Annotated in this window: 20 protein-coding genes; 7 read left to right on the top strand and 13 right to left on the bottom strand. The window is 58.6% G+C overall.

The window, feature by feature from the left end; all coding sequences use genetic code 11:
• Window positions 1–171: 171 nt before the first annotated feature.
• Together GOV80_RS11050 and GOV80_RS11045 are read right to left on the bottom strand one after the other, a co-directional pair.
• On the bottom strand, window positions 172–1,173 hold the full coding sequence (locus GOV80_RS11050) for a molybdopterin-binding protein (RefSeq protein WP_170784662.1): 1,002 nt from the start codon (window positions 1,171–1,173) through the stop codon (window positions 172–174).
• Window positions 1,170–2,138 (bottom strand): XdhC family protein, encoded by a 969-nt coding sequence (locus GOV80_RS11045; protein WP_170353104.1) that lies wholly within the window; start codon window positions 2,136–2,138, stop codon window positions 1,170–1,172. The genes GOV80_RS11050 and GOV80_RS11045 overlap by 4 nt, the downstream gene beginning before the upstream one ends.
• A 224-nt stretch (window positions 2,139–2,362) precedes the next feature.
• Between GOV80_RS11045 and GOV80_RS11040 the strand changes: the two genes are divergently transcribed.
• Complete coding sequence (locus tag GOV80_RS11040) at window positions 2,363–2,863, top strand: hypothetical protein (RefSeq protein ID WP_170353103.1); 501 nt, start codon at window positions 2,363–2,365, stop codon at window positions 2,861–2,863.
• A 2-nt stretch (window positions 2,864–2,865) separates the two neighbouring features.
• On the opposite strand, the gene GOV80_RS11035 is transcribed toward GOV80_RS11040, so the two are convergent.
• From GOV80_RS11035 to GOV80_RS11025, 3 genes are read right to left on the bottom strand one after another with little or no spacing between them, the layout of a single operon-like run.
• On the bottom strand, window positions 2,866–4,122 hold the full coding sequence (locus tag GOV80_RS11035) for a vWA domain-containing protein (protein WP_170784660.1): 1,257 nt from the start codon (window positions 4,120–4,122) through the stop codon (window positions 2,866–2,868).
• Window positions 4,123–4,180: 58 nt separating this feature from the next.
• Entirely contained in the window at window positions 4,181–4,573 is a 393-nt protein-coding gene (locus GOV80_RS11030; protein ID WP_170784658.1) for an ADP-ribosylation/crystallin J1, read from the bottom strand.
• Window positions 4,570–5,478, bottom strand: coding sequence for an AAA family ATPase (locus tag GOV80_RS11025; RefSeq protein ID WP_170784656.1), 909 nt, complete (start codon window positions 5,476–5,478; stop codon window positions 4,570–4,572). Before GOV80_RS11025 ends, GOV80_RS11030 begins: the two co-directional genes overlap by 4 nt.
• A 152-nt stretch (window positions 5,479–5,630) precedes the next feature.
• Between GOV80_RS11025 and pyrC the strand changes: the two genes are divergently transcribed.
• Window positions 5,631–6,668 (top strand): dihydroorotase, encoded by a 1,038-nt coding sequence (pyrC, locus tag GOV80_RS11020; protein ID WP_170784654.1) that lies wholly within the window; start codon window positions 5,631–5,633, stop codon window positions 6,666–6,668.
• Here the strand turns inward: pyrC and GOV80_RS11015 are convergent.
• Together GOV80_RS11015 and GOV80_RS11010 are read right to left on the bottom strand one after the other, a co-directional pair.
• The gene (locus tag GOV80_RS11015) at window positions 6,665–7,960 is read right to left on the bottom strand and encodes an MmgE/PrpD family protein (RefSeq protein WP_170784652.1); all 1,296 of its coding nucleotides are present in this window, start codon (window positions 7,958–7,960) and stop codon (window positions 6,665–6,667) included. The genes pyrC and GOV80_RS11015 overlap by 4 nt on opposite strands.
• 38 nt (window positions 7,961–7,998) lie before the next feature.
• Window positions 7,999–8,445: a type II toxin-antitoxin system RatA family toxin gene (locus tag GOV80_RS11010; protein ID WP_170784650.1), complete on the bottom strand. Its 447-nt coding sequence runs from the start codon at window positions 8,443–8,445 to the stop codon at window positions 7,999–8,001.
• A 73-nt stretch (window positions 8,446–8,518) separates the two neighbouring features.
• Here GOV80_RS11010 and hpt point away from each other — a divergent pair, with 73 nt between their 5' ends.
• Both hpt and GOV80_RS11000 read left to right on the top strand, forming a co-directional pair.
• Window positions 8,519–9,061: a hypoxanthine phosphoribosyltransferase gene (gene hpt / locus GOV80_RS11005; protein WP_170784648.1), complete on the top strand. Its 543-nt coding sequence runs from the start codon at window positions 8,519–8,521 to the stop codon at window positions 9,059–9,061.
• 133 nt (window positions 9,062–9,194) lie between these two features.
• Window positions 9,195–9,554 (top strand): hypothetical protein, encoded by a 360-nt coding sequence (locus GOV80_RS11000; protein ID WP_170769592.1) that lies wholly within the window; start codon window positions 9,195–9,197, stop codon window positions 9,552–9,554.
• Here GOV80_RS11000 and GOV80_RS10995 read toward each other — a convergent pair.
• Together GOV80_RS10995 and lipA are read right to left on the bottom strand one after the other, a co-directional pair.
• The gene (locus GOV80_RS10995) at window positions 9,535–10,701 is read right to left on the bottom strand and encodes an amidohydrolase (protein WP_170784646.1); all 1,167 of its coding nucleotides are present in this window, start codon (window positions 10,699–10,701) and stop codon (window positions 9,535–9,537) included. The genes GOV80_RS11000 and GOV80_RS10995 overlap by 20 nt on opposite strands.
• Window positions 10,698–11,648 carry a lipoyl synthase gene (gene lipA, locus GOV80_RS10990; RefSeq protein ID WP_170784644.1) on the bottom strand — a complete coding sequence of 317 codons (951 nt, stop codon included), beginning with the start codon at window positions 11,646–11,648 and terminating at the stop codon, window positions 10,698–10,700. Before lipA ends, GOV80_RS10995 begins: the two co-directional genes overlap by 4 nt.
• A 261-nt stretch (window positions 11,649–11,909) precedes the next feature.
• Here lipA and GOV80_RS10985 point away from each other — a divergent pair, with 261 nt between their 5' ends.
• Entirely contained in the window at window positions 11,910–12,458 is a 549-nt protein-coding gene (locus tag GOV80_RS10985; protein WP_170784642.1) for a peroxiredoxin, read from the top strand.
• 73 nt (window positions 12,459–12,531) lie between these two features.
• On the opposite strand, the gene GOV80_RS10980 is transcribed toward GOV80_RS10985, so the two are convergent.
• Window positions 12,532–13,455: a hydrogen peroxide-inducible genes activator gene (locus GOV80_RS10980; protein ID WP_170784640.1), complete on the bottom strand. Its 924-nt coding sequence runs from the start codon at window positions 13,453–13,455 to the stop codon at window positions 12,532–12,534.
• A 49-nt stretch (window positions 13,456–13,504) separates the two neighbouring features.
• Complete coding sequence (locus GOV80_RS10975) at window positions 13,505–14,602, bottom strand: DUF6456 domain-containing protein (RefSeq protein WP_170784638.1); 1,098 nt, start codon at window positions 14,600–14,602, stop codon at window positions 13,505–13,507.
• Between the two features lie 242 nt (window positions 14,603–14,844).
• Between GOV80_RS10975 and GOV80_RS10970 the strand changes: the two genes are divergently transcribed.
• Entirely contained in the window at window positions 14,845–15,144 is a 300-nt protein-coding gene (locus tag GOV80_RS10970) for a DUF6477 family protein (protein ID WP_170769586.1), read from the top strand.
• Here GOV80_RS10970 and GOV80_RS10965 read toward each other — a convergent pair whose 3' ends face one another.
• Together GOV80_RS10965 and GOV80_RS10960 are read right to left on the bottom strand one after the other, a co-directional pair.
• Complete coding sequence (locus GOV80_RS10965; protein ID WP_170769585.1) at window positions 15,145–16,689, bottom strand: trimethylamine methyltransferase family protein; 1,545 nt, start codon at window positions 16,687–16,689, stop codon at window positions 15,145–15,147. It lies immediately after the preceding gene.
• 129 nt (window positions 16,690–16,818) lie between these two features.
• Entirely contained in the window at window positions 16,819–17,262 is a 444-nt protein-coding gene (locus GOV80_RS10960; protein ID WP_170769584.1) for a GNAT family N-acetyltransferase, read from the bottom strand.
• Between the two features lie 82 nt (window positions 17,263–17,344).
• Here GOV80_RS10960 and guaA point away from each other — a divergent pair, with 82 nt between their 5' ends.
• Complete coding sequence (guaA, locus tag GOV80_RS10955; protein WP_170784636.1) at window positions 17,345–18,904, top strand: glutamine-hydrolyzing GMP synthase; 1,560 nt, start codon at window positions 17,345–17,347, stop codon at window positions 18,902–18,904.
• Window positions 18,905–18,999 lie beyond the last annotated feature (95 nt).

Here is an 18,999-nt window from a genome sequence, read left to right as displayed (position 1 = left end):
GTCCGACCCTCAACATCACCGCTCACAGCTACGCCGTTCACAGTCATCGAAATCTGTGCCATGAAATCCTCCCGTTTCGTGTTGTTCCTCGGGGCGAGTTAAACACGCGGGTTTTCATTTGAGAACAAAAATCTGAGACGGTTCAGAGGATTGTCGGGCAAGCCCACCACATCAGGGCTTTCGCGAAGACCTGGGCTGCGGGCGCGTCGGGATCTCTTTCAGCAACCCACCAACACCCATTCCGGCGATGTCGAGTCCCGTGGTTTCGATCCCGCAGGCCACACGGGACAAAACCCAATCGGCCCCGTTCAGTGCAGGTGAACGCGCGCAGCCCGGCAGACCAATCACCGGTCGGTCGCCAAGCGCTCCGAGAAATAGAAGGTTGCCCGGATCGACCGGCATTCCGAACCGGTCCACTTGCCCTCCGGCGGCGCGTACCGCCTCGGGTGCCACGTCGTACACGTCAGACGTGGCAGAGCCGGTCAAGATCATGACGATATCCCCCTCAGCGTCGGACACAGCCAATGACAAAGGTTCCGCCTGATGCGGGACGATCCGAACGTCTGACAGTTCCATCCCCAGGGCTTCGACACGGCCGCGGATCGCTGCGATCCCCTTTTCGTTCGACGGGCCACCGGGAATATCAGTCACCACCAGACCCGCCGTTTTGTGAACCGGCGAGACCATACGGATGGATGCCTGTGCCAGACGTGCTGCGTGCATCACATCGCCTCCGGGCACGGCATAAGAGATAACCTTGATCGTAGCCACCATGCCGCCTTCGCCCATCTGCTGGTATTGCGGAACAGTCGCGACGGTGATCATCGGGTTGACGCGATTGAACGCTTCCAACGCCTCGACATCCAGCACGGCGACGCCCGGTCCATCCGCCAGCAGATTCACGCGACCGGTAAAAGGTTGGGTCACGCGTAAACCCGCCTCGGTTGGGTTCGGAGCTAGAGCGGCGGCCAGCATCCGGGCGGCCTCATCCTCGTGACAGTCACCGGGTTCCAGTTGCGCGACAGTGACGGAGCCAAGGCCAGCCTCGGTCAGGTCTTCGATGTGGTCTGCCGTCAGCGCGATGCCTTTACGCAGCTTACGGTCACCGACCTTGATCGAATGGGCAAGGATCGTGCCTACGGCCTCGGCAACGGGGACAGGACCGAACTTCACGCTTTGCCCCGTAGCACGGCGGTCATCTGTGCCAGTATGGCGACTGCGATTTCTGATGGGTCAGCGGCGCCTATATCAAGGCCGACAGGCCCATGTATGCGCGCGATCTGATCTTCGGTAAACCCGGCCTCGGTCATACGAGCCACGCGTTTGGCATGGGTCCGGGTCGAGCCCAGAGCACCGATGTAAAACACCCCGGCGGCCAACGCTGATTCCAGCGCCGGGTCGTCCAGCTTGGGGTCGTGGGTCAACAGCACCACAGCGGTGCGCGAATCCAGACCCAGCTTGGCAACAGCCTCATCCGGCCAATCGGTCAGTATGTTTTCACCCGGAAAACGGGCGCTGGATGCAAAAGCATCCCGTGGGTCGATAATCGCGGGGTCATACCCTGCAATCCGTGCCATCGGCACCAGCGCCTGCGCAATATGAACCGCACCCACGACAATCAGGCGCAAAGGTGGGTTGTGAACAGCCACAAAGGTCTTGCCGTCCTCTTCGAACCCCGAGCGATCCATACGCAGCCGGTCGGCATAAGCATTGCGACGCAGCGCGCGGTGGCCGGTCTCGACATTGACCTCATAGGCGAGTGGTACTCGCGCGGCCCGCGCCTCGACCAGATCACGAAGCATGGGTTCGGGCAGAACGCTTCCGATGGGCTCGACCAACACCCGGATCGTCCCTCCACAGGCCAGACCAACAGCGAACGCATCTTCGTCGCTGACACCAAATTCCAACAGACGTGCTTCGCCTTCATCTATGGCCTCAAGCGCTTCGACGATCACAGCGCCTTCGACACAGCCGCCCGAAACTGAGCCTTCGATCCGACCATCGCCGCCAATGACCAACTGCGCGCCCACACGGCGCGGGGCGCTTCCCCAAGTCTCAACCACGGTGGCGAGCGCGGCCTTTTTGCCATTGCTGAACCAGCGCAGCGCAGTTTCTGGGCTGTTGTCGAATCTGTCCATTGCGCCCTCCCATAGTGCTTTGACCCAACATAGGCAGGTTTGGCCAGATGAAAAGGAACCCCGACTTTAAGGTCAGACGCCGCAGTCAGGCTTCGGCGCGAATTGGCTGAGTTTTTACCATTTTCTGCAAAGCATTGATTGTCTACAGAGCAGATTCTAGCCTACACATACATCTGCTGCATTCCAATATGCGCATATTTAATTTTCACAAGGGAGACAAAGAGTTGAAACGCATTTTTGCACTCGGAACAGCAATCGGACTTTTGGCATCCACGGCAGTCAGTGCAGATACATTCCTGCGCTATGGCGAGGTCGAGGGCTGGAAGGTATTCATTGATCAGGACAAGAAATCCTGCCTGATTGAGGCTATCGATGACTCCGAGAACGTGGTTCAGATGGGGCTAACCGAAGATCGCGGCGTTGGCTATGTGGGCGTCTTCACCAAAGAAAAAACCGACATCAAGCGCGGCGATACCGAGGCTGTGGCAATTCTGCTGGGCGACAACCTCTATATCGGTGAAGCCACCGGCATGAAGGGTAACATCACCAAGGGGTATTCGGGCGGTTACGTTCTGTCCAATGATCCCCAATTCGCTGAAGACATTGCCAAGCAAAAGGTGATGCTTGTCTTCCCCGAGAAGGAATTTGCCTTCACCGTGGATCTGACTGGCACCTACAAGGCCATGGAAATGGCCCGCAAGTGCAATGAAGAACAGCTGAGTTAACCCTAACTCGAAAGCGCGGTCATCAGCCGCGCTTTCTCACCCATGTCATCGGGTTTCGAGATGACTTCGGCCAGCTCCTCGAGCGAGGCAATCGAATGCCCGGCCCGAAAGCTGTCCACATGCGGCAACATCGCGGCCACGCCCTGCGCCTTAGGTGCAAACCCGTCCCAGCGCAGCAGTGGGTTCAGCCAGATCAGACGGCGGGCGGAAAGGTGCAGACGCTCCATCTCTTTTCCCAGCGCTTGCGGTTCGCCCCGGTCCAATCCGTCCGAGATTAGCAGAACCACCGCACCCTGCCCCATGACGCGCCGCGACCAGTCGCGGTTGAACGCGTGCAGGCATTCGCCGATGCGGGTGCCGCCCTCCCAATCCTGCGCTTCCGCCCCAGCGGCGGCCAAAGCGGCGTCCACGTCGCGCTGATGCAGGTGGCGGGTGATATTGGTCAGCCGCGTCCCGAAAGTGAACGCGTGAACCTTGGCCCATCCAGCGCCTTTCGCGTTCGAGACCGAGTGCAGAAAATGCAGGATAATGCGGCTGTATTGGCTCATCGACCCCGAGATATCACACAGCACCACCAGATTTGGCCAGCGGGTTCGGGGTTTCTGACGGGCGATTTCGTGCAACTCTCCGCCCTGGCGCATGGCGGCGCGCAAGGTGCGGGCGCGGTCGATCCTTTGCCCTACATGGCTGGCTTGACCGCGCCGGGATTCGATTGGTTTTACGGGTAGCGTCATACGGGCCAATATGCGCTTGGCTTGAGCGATCTCGGCGGTGCTCATCTGTTCAAAGTCAAGACTGCGCAAGCGTTCCTCGGTCGAGGCGGTTTGAGAAGCGTCGATCTCAAGCTCAGTTTCTTCGCCCGTGTCTTGCGTCTCTGGCTGATCGCGTTCTACACCGTCCAACAGCGCCTCGGCCGCGCGCTTTTCGCCCGCGTCGGCCTTGCGGTCTTCCTGAACACCACGGATCGCAGGCAGCATCATGGCCATCATATGCTCCATATACCGCGGGTCGCGCCAATACATGCGAAAGACCTGCGCGAACACTGTGCGATGTTCGGGACGGTTCACGAAACAGGCGTGCAGGGTCCAGTAAAAGTCCCGTTTTTCAGAAAATCCCGCCGCCTGTACGGCACGGATCGCATCGACCACACGACCTGTACCGATGGGCAGCCCGGCTTTACGCAACGCCCTCGCGAAATGGGTGATGTTCTGCGCCAGTTTCGGGTTGTCGGGGATGTCCAGCGGAAGCTCTTCGGCCATTACTCTACATGGGGGCTCTGCCCCCATACCCCCGAGGTATTTTTGAACAGAAGAAGCATCAGGCGAATCCCAAAGTGAGTGGGTGATCAGACAAGGTCACTGCGTGTCCGTTCCGATATCCAGCCACAACGCAGATCTTGCCAAGTATTTGGCCATTAAACCAAGTCAGATCATCAGCTGGAATCCACAGTTCTGTATGTGCTTTGCCTCCAGCATCTTGCACTGTGTATTTCTTCTCTGCTTCGTGTGTGATTTCGAACTTGGTAACGAAACCGCAATTGTCAGGCGCGGGCAAAACCGAATTCCAATCTCGCGCTATCTTTTCTGCATATTCGAAGGTTGTAACCGGATAGAAAATTGGCTGGTCAGCTAGTCTAGGCGGCCAAACTTTCCATCCGCTTTCCTTGACCAATTCAAGCTCCTTCGCTCCTGTCGGTCTAAATAGGATCATGCGGCATCCAATCCGGCTTTGGCTTCGTCCAGAATACGTTTTGCCTCAGAACCCTGCAGTTTCTGGATGTCGTCCTGGTATTTCAGGATCGCGCCCAGCGTGTCGCCGATCACTTCGGGGCTGAGGTTGATGACATCCAGTGCCAGCAAGCATTTGGCCCAATCGATCGTCTCGGCCACGCCAGGTTTCTTGAACAGGTCTTCGGTGCGCAGGTGCTGGACGAAGGCCACCACCTCGCGACTGAGCTCCTGTGCCGCTTCGGGTGCGCGGGCGTGAAGGATTTCGATCTCGCGCTCGAAATCGGGGTAGTCGACCCAATGATAGAGGCAGCGGCGCTTCAGGGCGTCATGCACCTCGCGCGTGCGGTTCGAGGTAACGATGACGATGGGCGGTTCCGGTGCTTTGACGGTGCCCAGTTCGGGGATCGTCACCTGAAAATCGCTGAGCGCCTCCAGCAGGAACGCCTCGAACGGTTCATCCGTGCGGTCAAGTTCGTCGATCAGCAGGACCGGCGCGCCGTGTTCATCTGGGCGCATAGCCTGCAACAGCGGGCGTTCGATCAGGTAGTCGTCCGAAAACAGCTCGGATTGCAGGGCACCCCGGTCGGCACCGCCCGAGGCTTCGGCGGTGCGGATTGCCACCATTTGCGCCGGGAAGTTCCATTCGTAGACAGCCGAAGAGGCATCCAGCCCCTCGTAACATTGCAGTCGGATCAGACGGCGGTTCAGCCCGGCGGCCAGCGCCTTGGCGATCTCAGTCTTGCCGACCCCGGCCTCACCCTCCAGAAACAACGGGCGGCCCAGTTTCAGCGATAGGAAGACGACCGTGGCCAAGGCCCGCCCGCAGACATAGCCCTGATCGCCCAGCATAGTCTGAACGGCATCGATGGAATTTGGCTGCGTCATGGCGATCTCCCTCGGGGCACAAGAGGTCACGACGGCGGGCGCGCGTCAAGACCAGGGCTTTGCAAGGAGTTACGACGTTCGGGCATATTGACAAGGGGCAGCCGTGCATTCGGGGCCTTTCACGGCTGCGCGCACTGTGCTAGCCGGGGGCCATGACCGATACCCTGACGATCCGCCGCCCCGACGACTGGCATCTGCATCTGCGCGATGGCGCGATGCTGGAAGCTGTCCTGCCCGAAACCGCGCGTCATTTCGCCCGCGCGATCATCATGCCGAACCTCGTGCCGCCCGTGGTGCGCGGCGATCAGGCCGCCGCCTATCGCGACCGCATTCTGGCCGCCTTGCCCGACGGGATGAGCTTCGAACCGTTGATGACCCTCTACCTCACCGAGGACACGGATGCCGAGGATGTCGCCGCGGCCCATGCCAGCGGGCTGATCAAGGCGTGCAAGCTTTACCCGGCGGGGGCCACGACCAATTCGGCCTCGGGCGTGCGGGATTTCGACAAGATACGTCCGGTGCTGGAAAAAATGGCCGAGATTGGCCTACCCATGTGTGTGCATGGCGAGGTTACGGATGCGGAGATCGACATTTTCGACCGCGAGGCCGTGTTCATCGACCGTGTTCTGGACCCGATCCGTAAGTCGACCCCCGGCTTGCGCGTGGTGATGGAGCATATCACCACCGCGACCGGCGTGGACTATGTCAAAGCCAATGACACTGATCTGGGCGCGACGATCACGGCGCATCACCTGATCATCAACCGCAACCATATTCTGGTTGGCGGGATCAAGCCACATTACTACTGCCTGCCCGTCGCCAAGCGCGAGGAACACCGGCTGGCGCTGTTGGCCGCCGCGACCTCGGGCGATGCGCGGTTCTTCCTTGGTACTGACAGTGCACCGCATACGGATGCGAACAAGGAAATGGCCTGCGGCTGTGCCGGGTGCTTCACCGCGACGAACACGATGTCACTAGTGGCCGAGATGTTCGACCGTGAAGGGGCGTTGGACAAGCTGGAAGGGTTTACCTCGCTCAATGGCCCCGGTTTCTATGGCCTGCCGGTGAATGAGGACACGATCACACTGACCAAGGGCGAACCGGTCGTTTATCCCGAAAAGATCGACTCTGGTGACGGGCCTGTCACGGTGTTCGACCCAGGATTCCCGCTGCATTGGCGCGTGGTCTAATCCGCAAGCAATGCCGCCAGATCGCGGGCGCGGCCTCCGGTGCGCAGCATCGACCAGATCGAGTCCGCCTCGTCACCTCCGATCAGTTTGGCAGCCTTGCCGCGCACCCGATCTTCTCGCTCAGATAAGGGCATCGGGGTCAGAAGATCATGGCTGGCCTCTTTGCGCGCACCATCACGGCGCAGCAGGATCAGGTGGGCTTGCGTCTCGGACAGCGTTTCATCCGCTTCGACCGTAACGCGATCGCGCAGCGAGATCAGGCGCGGATCGGCGCAGGTTTTCTCGGAATAGCTGTCGGGCAAGGCGGTGTCATATCCCAGAGCCTGCATCGCAATCACCGTCTGATATGAGAACTTTGCGCCCAGCCCAGTTGTCGGAGAAATCTGGTTGCACACGCTCATCCATCGCGGATGGGTCTTGACCGTGATCTCGGCCACTTCGGGTTCGGCGATATCCAACGTGCGTGCGGCCTCCAGCGCTGCGTGCAGCCCGTGGCAACAAGCGTGGAACTTGTGGCTGACGGATTCGAACAACCAATCCTCGCCCAACCGGTCCAGCGCGGTTTGCGTATCGTTTTGCCCCTGATGGGTTGCGCCGAACCCATAAGGGCCTTCCATAGCCTCGACATTTGGATCAAAACCTTTGGCGATCAGCAAAGCCGCCTCGACGCCAGCCGAGGCCGCAAGCCCCGCGTTATAGGGCTTACCCATAGTTCCAAACTGCGCTTTGAGCCCCGCCGCGCGGGTCGCCGACAGACCCAGAACTTTGCGCATCTGATCCACATCGAACCGCAGAACACGGCCCGCAGCCACGGCCGCCCCAAACGCGCCGGCTGTAGCCGTCTGATGAAACCCGGCCTGATAATGGTCGCGCCCCAACCACAGCCCCACGCGGATCGAGACCTCCATCCCCACCAAAGCGGCCTCAAGAACATCCACAAGAATGCGGTCGTCCCATTCACCAAGCGCAAGCGCCACAGGTAGAATGGCCACCGACGGATGGCCGATATGGGCGAAATGCGTGTCGTCATAATCGAGCGCATGCGACACCGTCCCGTTAACCAGAGCCGCCCCGCGTAAGGGCGCGGCCCCACCGCCGAATAGATGGGCCTGCATGGTGCCGCCCTCATCAAGAACCAAGGCGCGCACGGTCTGCGAAACGGGTTCGTCTACCCCAGCCCGCCCCACCGCCAGCCAATCCAAAACGGACAAAGACGTCACGATGCGGGCTTGTCGCGACGTGGAAACGGGGCCAGCAGCAAACCCGGCCAAGGTATTGGTAAAATCACTCATGCGGCGCAGTCTAGCGTGCGCCGGGGTCGGGTAAAGCCTTAGCCGTACAAATCTGCGGCGCGGGCCTCGAAGGCTTTGACCACACGTTGCATGGCTTCGTTAAAGACGACGCCGATGATGCCCTGCAGGATGGCGTTCTTGAACTCGAAATCCACATGAAACGAGATGTTGCAGCCCCCTTCAGGCGCGTCCGCGAACTGCCAATCGGATTTCATGTACTTGAACGGCCCGTCCAGATACTCGGTGTCGATCCGGCGATCCTCGGCGTGTAGCGTCACACGGCTGCCGAACCGTTCGCGGAACACTTTGAAGGAAATCACAAGATCGGCCTCTAGCACCTGGGCCTCGCCCGCCGCATAAGTGCGCCTGATCCGGGCCGCCGCGCACCACGGCAAAAACTGCGGATACTTCGCCACATCCGCGACAAGGTCATACATCTGCTGGGCGGTATACGGCAGGTGACGTGTCTCGGAATGGGTCGGCATGGCGGTCCGCTATTTGCAGGTGACAATGGCGCGTCATGTCGTATGTTGCGCGCCAAAGATCAAGGGGGCAGTGATGACAGACCGCGCATATGTGATAGATGAGATGATCTCGGCCAAGGCCATCGCCGCCCGGATCGAGGAGTTGTGCCGCGAGATCACAGCCGAGTTTGGCGCAACCGACAAGCTGGTTGTCGTTGGTCTTTTGCGCGGCAGTTTTGTTTTTATCGCTGATCTGGTGCGCGAGTTGGACCTGCCTATCGAAGTGGATTTTCTCGAGGCGTCCTCTTATGGAGATTCCATGGAGAGCAGCCGTGAAGTACGTATTCTCAAGGACTTGCGCGGCGCAATTGAAGGACGCGATGTGTTGGTGGTTGAAGATATTGTCGATACCGGCCACACGCTGAACCACGTTACCAAACTGCTGCAAAGCCGCAAGCCTGCGCGGCTGAAATCCATTGCGTTGCTGGACAAACCCAGCCGCCGCGAGGTCGACTTCCGCTCGGACTGGATCGGGTTTGAAATCCCTGATGAGTTTGTCGTGGGCTACGGCATCGATTACGCGCAACGCAATCGCAACCTGCCCTTTATTGGCAAGGTGCGATTTGTCAAAGACTGAGCGGCCCTCTGACCTATCCAGTTTGTGCAAGTAGCAGTGGTTAAGTTTCCTAAAAATTCTCCTATTTGAATATTATTGGACATTCCTCCCAGCAAGAGACTACCATTTGAGTACTTTGGGAGGTTTTTTACGTATGAAAACACTGTCTATTGGACTTATGGCGGCTTGCGCGGTAGCCGCAACAGTTGGAATTGCGGATGCAAAGGACAACAAGGGCAAAGGTAAAGGCCCCGACAAGTCGAAAATTGAAAAGTCGGTAAAAACAAATAAAGGCGTCGGTGTACCGCCCGGACAGATCAAGCGTTACACGCGAGGTCAGAAAATCCCTAATGACTTGGATTTTGACTATCTTGACGACCTCGATGGCTGGAAGTTGAAACCCCTGCCCGCCGGTCAGCGGTATATCCGCGTAGATGACGAAATCCTGTCGATATCCGATGACACAAAAACAGTTATTGATGCCGTTGGAATTGTCAGTGATCTCGTAAACTGAGGGCTCGGCCTACAAGAGATCGAATTACTGCACTGAAAACATCTACCCCTACAGGGATCAGCGCGTCCGGAAAATCATAGTCCGGGTTGTGCAGTTGCGGGTGCGCTTGTCCGGCACCCAGCCAAAACATCGCCGCCGCGGCGCTTTTGCCAAACTGGCCGAAATCCTCGGAAAACTTTTGAGGCTCATTCGTGAAAGTGCAAGGCACGCCCTCCGTGACACAAGCCTCGGCAACCGCAGCCACTGCTTGCGCATTGTTTGTGCAGGCCTCAAACACATCCTCATAAGTGATCTTGACCGCCAATCCCTGGGCTTCTGCTGTTTGGGTGACAAGATCTTCGGCTTCGGCGATCAAGCATTTCATACGGGTGTCAGACACGGTGCGCAGCGTCACCCACAGTTCGGCCGCTCCGGGGGCGACGCCGAATGTGGGTTCGCCCAGCCGCGCATGGGTCACGGTCGTCAGGGCGAAATCGGCATTCAATGCACCGCCCGTTCCTAGATCCGCAAGCTCCGGCATCAAAGACGCGAGCGCTCCAGCCGGCGAAATTCCATCCTGCGGTTCCGCCGCGTGAGAGGTCTTGCCACCAAGCATCACCCGCATCCCGCGTGACGCGCAGTTGGCGGGGCCCTCACACAGCAGCACCTCACCTAGCGCAAGGCCCGGCAGGTTGTGCAGCGAAAATACGAAGTCCGGCGCGATTGGCGCAAACTGAGGATCAGCTATATATGATACTGCCCCCTGCCCGGTCTCCTCGGCGGGTTGAAAGATCAACACCACACGGCCCTTTTGCGGAGGGGCCTGGGCCAGATGATCAGCTACGCCCAGCACCATGACCATATGGCCATCATGCCCGCACAGATGCCCTTTGCCGGGGATCTGCGAACTGTAAGGCAAATCCCCCAGTTCTTGAATCGGCAGACCATCCAACTCACACCGAATGGCGACGGTGGGTCCAGGTGCCGCGCCATCGAATACTGCGGCCACTCCATGACCGCCGATACCGGTCAGGACTTCGTCAGCGCCCAAATCGGTCAGCAGACCGGCCACACGCGCAGCTGTGTTATTCTCTTGCCCTGACAGTTCGGGAAACCGGTGCAGGTCATGGCGCAGAGCGGTTAGTCGCGCCAGCGTCTCGGGACTCACCCCTGATCCAACATTTTCTGCCGTGCGGCGCGCAGGCGGGCAAAGTCATCGCCCGCATGATAAGACGACCGGGTCAGCGGCGTGGCCGAAACCATCAGGAAACCTTTGCCATAGGCCGCTTTTTCGTACGACGCGAATTCCTCCGGCGTCACGAACCGATCCACCGCATGGTGTTTCGGCGTCGGTTGCAAGTACTGACCAATAGTCAGAAAATCGATATCGGCAGCGCGCATATCATCCATCACCTGCCGCACTTCTTGTTCCTGCTCACCAAGCCCAACCATGATGCCGGATTTGGTAAAGATCGACGGATCGAGTTCCTTGACCCGCTGCAACAATCGCAAAGAATGGAAATACCGGGCACCGGGGCGCACCTCAGGGTAGAGACCCGGCACAGTTTCAAGATTGTGGTTGAACACATCCGGCTTCGCCTCGACCACAGCTTCCAGAACCGATGGCTCGCATTTCAGAAAGTCCGGGGTCAGAATCTCGATCGTCGTCTTGGGCGAGCGGTGCCGCACCGCACGAATGGTCTGGGCAAAGTGGTCTGCCCCACCGTCGGCCAGATCGTCGCGATCCACCGAGGTGATCACCACGTGGTTCAGCCCCAGCTTTTCAACCGCATGGGCCACACGGCCCGGTTCGAACACATCTAGCGCATCCGGTCGGCCAGTAGCGATGTTGCAGAAGGTACAACCTCGAGTACAAATTTCGCCCATGATCATCATGGTGGCGTGGCCTTGGCTCCAGCATTCACCAACATTGGGGCAACCTGCCTCTTCGCAGACGGTGACTAGGTTGTTGTCCCGCATGATCCGCCGCGTATCCGCATAACCTTTGCCGCCCGGCGCTTTGACCCGAATCCAGCTTGGTTTCTTGGGCTGAGCATTATCGGGCTTATGGGCCTTTTCAGGGTGACGTTGTTCGGGGATCTTCAGATCACGCACGGCTGGCTTTCCTGACTTTGGGTCAATTTGCTGTCGTCTAACATAGTCTGACGATCCGCACCATGCCACTGGGACATATCCGCCATGCGTTGGTGTTTTTGCGACGCAGCATTCAACAGTTGCGACACGCGATTGGGTACGAACCACCGCACGATTTCAGCAGATTAGGCAAATTCGCACTTGCAGCAAAAGGCCGATTGAAGCGGGGTTGGAACTCTTTTAAAGAGCCGAAAAATCATCAATGAATCACAGGAGATGAATATGAAATCCGGTGCCAAACTGCCTGAGGTCACGTTCCACACCCGCGTCCGCGATGACGCCGTCGAAGGCCCCAACCCCTTCCGTTGGGAAGACAAGACCACCGCAGATTACTTTGCAGGCAAACGGGTCATCCTGTTCTCGCTGCCCGGTGCGTTCACGCCCACATGCTCGACCTACCAACTGCCCGGGTTCGAAAACGGCTACGCCGATTTCATCGCCAAAGGGATCGACGAGATCTACTGCATGTCGGTCAATGACAGCTTTGTCATGAACAAATGGGCCCAGGATCAGGGGTTGAAGAACGTCAAAGTCATCCCAGACGGCTCGGGCGAGTTTACCCGCAAGATGGGGATGCTGGTCGACAAGGACAATCTGGGGTTCGGAATGCGCTCGTGGCGCTATGCGGCCATCGTCAATGATGGCGTGGTCGACGCATGGTTCGAAGAGCCCGGCCTGATGGATAACTGCCCTGAGGACCCATATGGCGTATCCTCGCCGGAAGCGCTGATGCAGCATCTGGAAGACGCAAAAGAACCTGCGCTGGCCTGAGCGTCCATCTTTTGAAGTCGGAACGACCCGCCCTTTTGGCGGGTCTTTTTTGTGTACGCGTGACCGACAGGATTTATATACGCGTAATCGACACGATGTCTTCGCCGACCACACGGATCACATCGGCTAGACTGTCAAACCAATCCTCGGCACGGGTAGACCTGCGCCGGACCAATCCCACGGTTCTAAAGGGCTGCGGTTTGCCGAACCGTTGTAGCTTTAACCCCGGCACCGCCCCGGTTTCGGCCTTCGCTGCCAGTTCCGGCATCAACGTCAAACCGAATCCCTCGGCTACAAGCCTTGACAGAGTCGCCAACGAAGACGCGCCCATATTGATCAACCCACTGCTGCGATCCTGCCCGCAGACCTCAAGCGCCTGATCCGTCAGGCAATGGCCATCATCCAGAAGCATTAACTGCGTGGTTTGCAAATCGACGGGGCGCAGCGCCTCGGGGTCCTGCCTCATGGTCTGCAAACGACCCGCGCTGCCTGCCAGCAAGAAGCGGTCTTCAAACAAGGGCAGTTCGAACAGCTCATTGCCGCCAGACGGCAGCGCCATGACGCCTGCGTCGATCTCTCCAGCGCGCAGCATGGCCAACAGACGGTCCGTGCGCGCCTCGCGAATCTGCACCCGTAGCGAGACATCTGAGGCGCGAAGCCCTGCCAGAACTCCCGGCAGGATATAGGGCGCGATGGTGGGAATAATCCCGATAGACAAAGACCTGTGCCCGCCTGAATGGTCGCGCGCGAACTGGTCAAGCCGGTCCGCTGCGCCCAGCACCTGCTGCGCATAGTCCAGAACGTCCCGCCCTAGCGGCGTCAGCAGAATATCGCGAGCCTGCCGTTCGAACAGCGGGCCGCCCAGCGTTTCCTCCAGCGCCTTGATCTGCACCGACAGGGCGGGTTGCGAGACGTTGCACATCTGCGCCGCCCGGCCAAAATTGCGCTGATCGGCCACGGCATTGAAATATTGAAGTTGTCTGAGCGTGAAATTCATAACCTTTGATTATCTCAACACCGCCCAACCGCAAGGGCAAATTATTACCCTAGCCGATCATTCGGTTCTTTTCCGCCTGATCCTCGTAGTGGCGCTTTAGGCGCTGAAGCGCGATCCGCAGGACGATTTTTCCTGACCTCGCCGACCAGCCCATACGCTTTTCGGCAAGTTCGAGTCCCTCAAGATAACAGCAACACCGCAGCGCTACGTCGCTTAGACCTGGCCCCAAATCGGACAAGGCGCATTCGACCCGATCCCGCGCATCGGAAGAACCGCGTCCATCTTTCATACCTGCACCAAAGCTGCCACGCCCACCCGCGGTCAGGAAATGATCCCAGTTCTGCGTCACTTGTGGGCCGATCTGGGCCAGTTCGAAATCTTCGCGTAACCGCTCTCCTGCTCGGACAAGGGTTTCATCCAGAAAGGGTTTCCCATCCCGGTCCCGGCGGCGCGCCAGGGCGATCAGTGGGCTCTCGGCCGCGCTATAGCGCATCCGACGGCGTCCTTCCGTTTTGGCCGCTCCGACCTGCGCCAGCGACGACGCCGTTTGAAACGGAGCCTGCGCCTCGGCCATTCCAAAGTCGTTGCGGCTGCGCGCCTTGTTCTCGGCCTCGGCGACCAACTGACTGAGCGCGGTGCGCCCAGACGATGAAATCCGGTAGCGGGAAATGCGACCGGGATTGTCGCAGGCGATCCAATCCTTCAACGCCAGCGCCTGCGCCAACTTGCAGTCCACAACCGCCGTTCGGGTCGCGCTATTGTCGCCACTGTCGCGCACCACAACCGCTTTATCCATTTCCTCGGCTACGGCCAGCAGCGCCCCGGATTCGCATAACCGCCTAAGAACCCGCAGCGCCTCGCGCGAGAATTCTTCTTCGGCCGCAGCAACCCGATCTTCATGCACGGCTGGGAACTTCTCGGAGGTGTCCGAGAAATGCGTCTCGGCCAAGGATTGCAGGGCAGCATCCACCAGCGGGTCATCGCGCCGCATTTCAACGCGGCGTATTTGCCGAAGTATGGTCGACGCATGGCACCCCGCGGACCGCGCAATGTCGCGGATCGACTGACCGGTCTCGGTATGCGCCAGATATCTCTGCGCCCCCTCAGGTACCCAGGCCGGAATGGTGAAAGCCACGTTATTTTCCATAGTTACTTGCCCTCGTCGACAATCCAATTCTGATTCCAATCGCCCCCGATGAATGTGTTAACCAATTCTAACTAGAGCCGCTTTCGTTACTCGTTCGTTAACCAACGGGGGTAAAAACCAGATTTGATTCAAAATCATAAACAGTCATGAAACCATCGTTCGGAGGGAAAGCAATTAAAGCAACACCCGCTTAAGTTGTGTGACAAAGACGGAGACTTTTACTCAGACAAAGGACCCCTTCCATGCAAGATCTGATGACCATGATTACCGCTTTACGCCGCCCTCGCCTGTTAGCACGGGCGGCAAAACACGGCGCGCAGGACTATGACCGGGATCGGCACTTGCAGCGCATTCTGGGCTACGGATCCCTGCCCGGAACAGGCGCGGCGCTGATCCGGCTGATGGATATGGAGAGAGAGGTCAACGCGCAGCGAGTTGCCGAAGATGCGGCCTATTCCTTGGTCCGTCATCTGGACCTGCTGATCGCGCTACTGGGCGAGGCGCAGCTGTACAAGGCCAGCCGCGCCGCGCAATATCAGTAATCAAGCAAAGGCGTCCGGCATGGAGGCCTTTTTCTTCTCGATATATTCATTCAGGGCCGCGTGGATCCCGGGGTCCAGCTGCGGCTGCTGGTAGTTGGCCAGCAGATGCTCAACCCGCGACGACGCCAACTGGCGCGTGTCGCGGCCACCTTCGTCTTCCCAAGTTTCGAACGGTTTGTAGTCCAGCAGATCAGACTTCCAGAACGCCTCCTTGAAGTTCGCCTGTGTGTGGGCACAGCCAAGGTAGTGACCGCCGGGGCCAACTTCGCGGATCGCATCCATTGCCTGTGCGTTATCGTCATAGGCAACGCCCTTGGCCAACCCGTGCAGAACACCCAACTGATCGGCATCCATGACGAACTTTTCAAAGTCGGCAACCAAACCGCCTTCTAGCCAGCCACAGGAATGCAGCATGAAGTTCACACCGGCCATCAGGCCCATGTTCAACGAGTTCGCGGTCTCATACGCGGCCTGTGCGTCAGGCAGTTTCGAGCCGCAGAATGACCCGGCCGAGCGGAACGGCAGTCCCAGACGACGAGCCAGCTGACCTGCGCCATAGGTGACCATCGACGCCTCAGGCGTACCAAAGGTCGGCGCGCCCGAGTTCATGTCGATCGACGACACGAAGGCACCAAAAATAGCCGGAGCACCGGGACGGATGATCTGGCTATAGGCAACACCAGCCATCACTTCGGCCAGAACCTGCGTCAGCGTACCAGCCACCGAGACCGGCGCCATCGCACCGCCTACGATAAACGGCGAGATGATGCAGGCTTGGTTATTGGCCGCGTAAACTTCCAACGAACCCATCATCACATCGTCGAAGGTCATCGGCGAGTTGATGTTGGTCAGCGAGGTCATGACCGTGTTTTCCTGAACGAATTCTTTGCCGAACAGGATCTCGCACATCTCGATCGAATCCTGCGCGCGGCTGGGATCGGTGACCGAGCCCATGAACGGCTTGTCCGAAAGGGTCATATGCGCCATCAACATGTCCAGATGACGCTTGTTCACCGGGATGTCCGTGGGTTCACAGACCGTACCGCCCGAGTGGTGCAGCCATTTGGACATGTAGGCCAATTTCACGAACTTGTTGAAATCATCCATGGTCGCATAGCGACGGCCACCCTGCGCGTCGCGCACAAACGGAGGGCCATAGACCGGGGCCAGAACCAGATTGCGACCGCCGATAACCACCGATTTCTCGGGGTTGCGGGCGTGCTGGGTGAATTCGCTGGGAGCGGTTTTGATCAGCTCACGCGCCAGACCACGCGGGATGCGGACCCGCTCACCGTCAACATCGGCACCGGCGTTCTTCCAACGCTCAAGCGCGGCGGGGTTGTCGACAAAGTTGACACCGACCTCGGCCAGAATGGTTTCGGCGTTGGTTTCGATGATCTGCAACGCTTCTTCGTTCAGAACTTCGAAGTTCGGAATGTTGCGTTCGATATACTTTGCTGTTTCGATACGTACCGCGGTGCGCTCGGCCCGGCGAGCGGCGCCACCGCCACCTCGTGCCCGACGCCGGGTGTTTGCCTCAGCCATGTGAAGATCCCGTCTGTTGGTTGGTTTGATTATTTTGGTACAGCAGCTAAAGCGGGAAAAGCATATGGATTACGGCGCTATCGGGGGAAAAGCGACATCTGCTTTGCGCCAACGCGGTGGACCCGGTTGCTATTCTGTCAGCGTTTTTTCCATCAGAACACTGTTTCCACTCACCTTTTGCTGCACCCAACCCAGATGAAGATACAGAGATACAGTCTGCTTCATCAAACGATGAGTTCGCAGCCTGAGTTTCTTCAACCCACTGACACGAGCGGAGGTTTCGGCGACACCTAGCAAGCGCTTTGCCAGCCCTTTACCCTGGGCGCTTGGTGAAACCGCAAGGTTATAGATCATCACCGCGCAATCAACCTGACCAAATACGATGAAGCCCATGACATCCCCGCCCTGCACGGCCACCCATGCCGTTTGGTTTGCGATATCCTCGGCCACACCATCGGTCACATCCGGCAAGTCCGGAAAGTCGCGCAAGGCCGTGGCATATGCAGCCGCGATGCAGTCTGTGACCGCTTGAGTGTCATCCACAGTCGCTGGGCGCAGTTCGATTTCAGACATTTGCGACCTTTTCCGTTGCCATGCCTGCATTATTGGCGTCATTGCGCTTGCACATGCAAGGCTTGCGACCTAATAGCCAACCATGACCCAGGACACCCATGACCGCCTTCTGATCATCGACTTCGGCAGCCAGGTAACGCAGCTTATCGCGCGCCGCCTGCGCGAACTGAACGTCTATTGCGAAATCCACCCTTATCAGAACGTCACAATGGACTTCGTGCGTCAGATGGCGCCCAAGGCCGTGATTTTCTCAGGCGGGCCGGACAGCGTGACGCGCGAGGGTTCTCCGCGCGCGCCGCAAGAGATTTTCGACTATGGCGTACCAATTCTGGGCATCTGCTATGGTCAGCAGGTGATGATGCATCAACTTGGTGGCAAGGTCGAAAGCGGCCACGGCACTGCCGAGTTCGGACGTGCGTTCGTGACGCCTCAGAACCGTCTCGATATTCTCGAAGACTGGTTCGCCGAGGGTGACGAGCAGGTCTGGATGAGCCACGGCGACCACGTCAGCGAAATCGCACCAGGGTTCGAAGTTTTCGGCACCTCGCCTAACGCGCCTTTCGCGATCACTGCTGATGCAAGCCGTCACTTCTATGCGGTTCAGTTTCATCCCGAGGTGCATCATACGCCGAAAGGCGCGAAGCTGTACGAGAATTTCGTGAAGCTCGCCGGGTTCAAGGGCGACTGGACCATGGGCGCCTACCGCGAACAAATGATAGATAAAATCCGCGAACAGGTGGGCGACAAGAAGGTCATCTGCGGTCTGTCCGGCGGCGTCGACAGCTCGGTCGCGGCGATCCTGATTCATGAGGCGATCGGCGACCAGCTGACCTGTGTGTTCGTCGACCACGGGCTGCTGCGCAAGAACGAGGCCGAGGAAGTCGTCGGCATGTTCCGCGACAACTACAACATCCAACTCATCCACGCGGACGAAAGCGACCTGTTTCTCGGCGAACTCGAAGGCCAGTCCGACCCTGAGACCAAGCGCAAGATCATCGGCAAGCTGTTCATCGACGTGTTCCAGAAACACGCCGACACTATCGACGGGGCCGAGTTCCTGGCTCAGGGCACTTTGTACCCCGACGTCATTGAATCGGTGTCCTTTTCGGGCGGCCCCTCGGTCACGATCAAGTCGCACCACAATGTCGGCGGCCTGCCCGAGAAAATGGGCCTGAAACTAGTTGAACCCCTGCGCGAACTGTTCAAGGACGAGGTCCGTGCCTTGGGCCGTGAACTTGGCCTGCCCGCCAGCTTCATCGGCCGTCACCCCTTCCCCGGCCCCGGTCTGGCAATCCGTTGCCCCGGTGAAATCACCCGCGAAAAGTTGGAGATTCTGCGCGAGGCGGATGCCGTCTATATCGACCAGATTCGCAAACATGGTCTCTATGATGAGATCTGGCAGGCCTTCGTGGCCATCCTGCCCGTACGCACCGTGGGCGTGATGGGCGATGGGCGCACTTATGACTATGCCTGCGCCCTGCGCGCGGTGACTTCGGTCGATGGTATGACTGCCGACTATTACCCCTTCACCCATGAATTCCTAGGCGAGACCGCCACGCGGATTATCAACGAGGTCAAGGGCATCAACCGCTGTACTTATGACATCACCTCAAAGCCTCCGGGCACGATCGAATGGGAGTGATAAATTGCCGGGCTTCTGCCCGGCTTTTTTGTTTCTGGTCGGTCGATTTGCCGTTACTTATCAAGACAACAAATTCCAGAACAGACAGGGCTTTT

It is taken from the genome of Ruegeria lacuscaerulensis, assembly GCF_013034685.1.
GTDB lineage: Bacteria > Pseudomonadota > Alphaproteobacteria > Rhodobacterales > Rhodobacteraceae > Ruegeria > Ruegeria lacuscaerulensis_B.
Note: the sequence above shows the minus strand (reverse complement) of the source record. Positions and strands in the feature narration are given on the sequence as shown.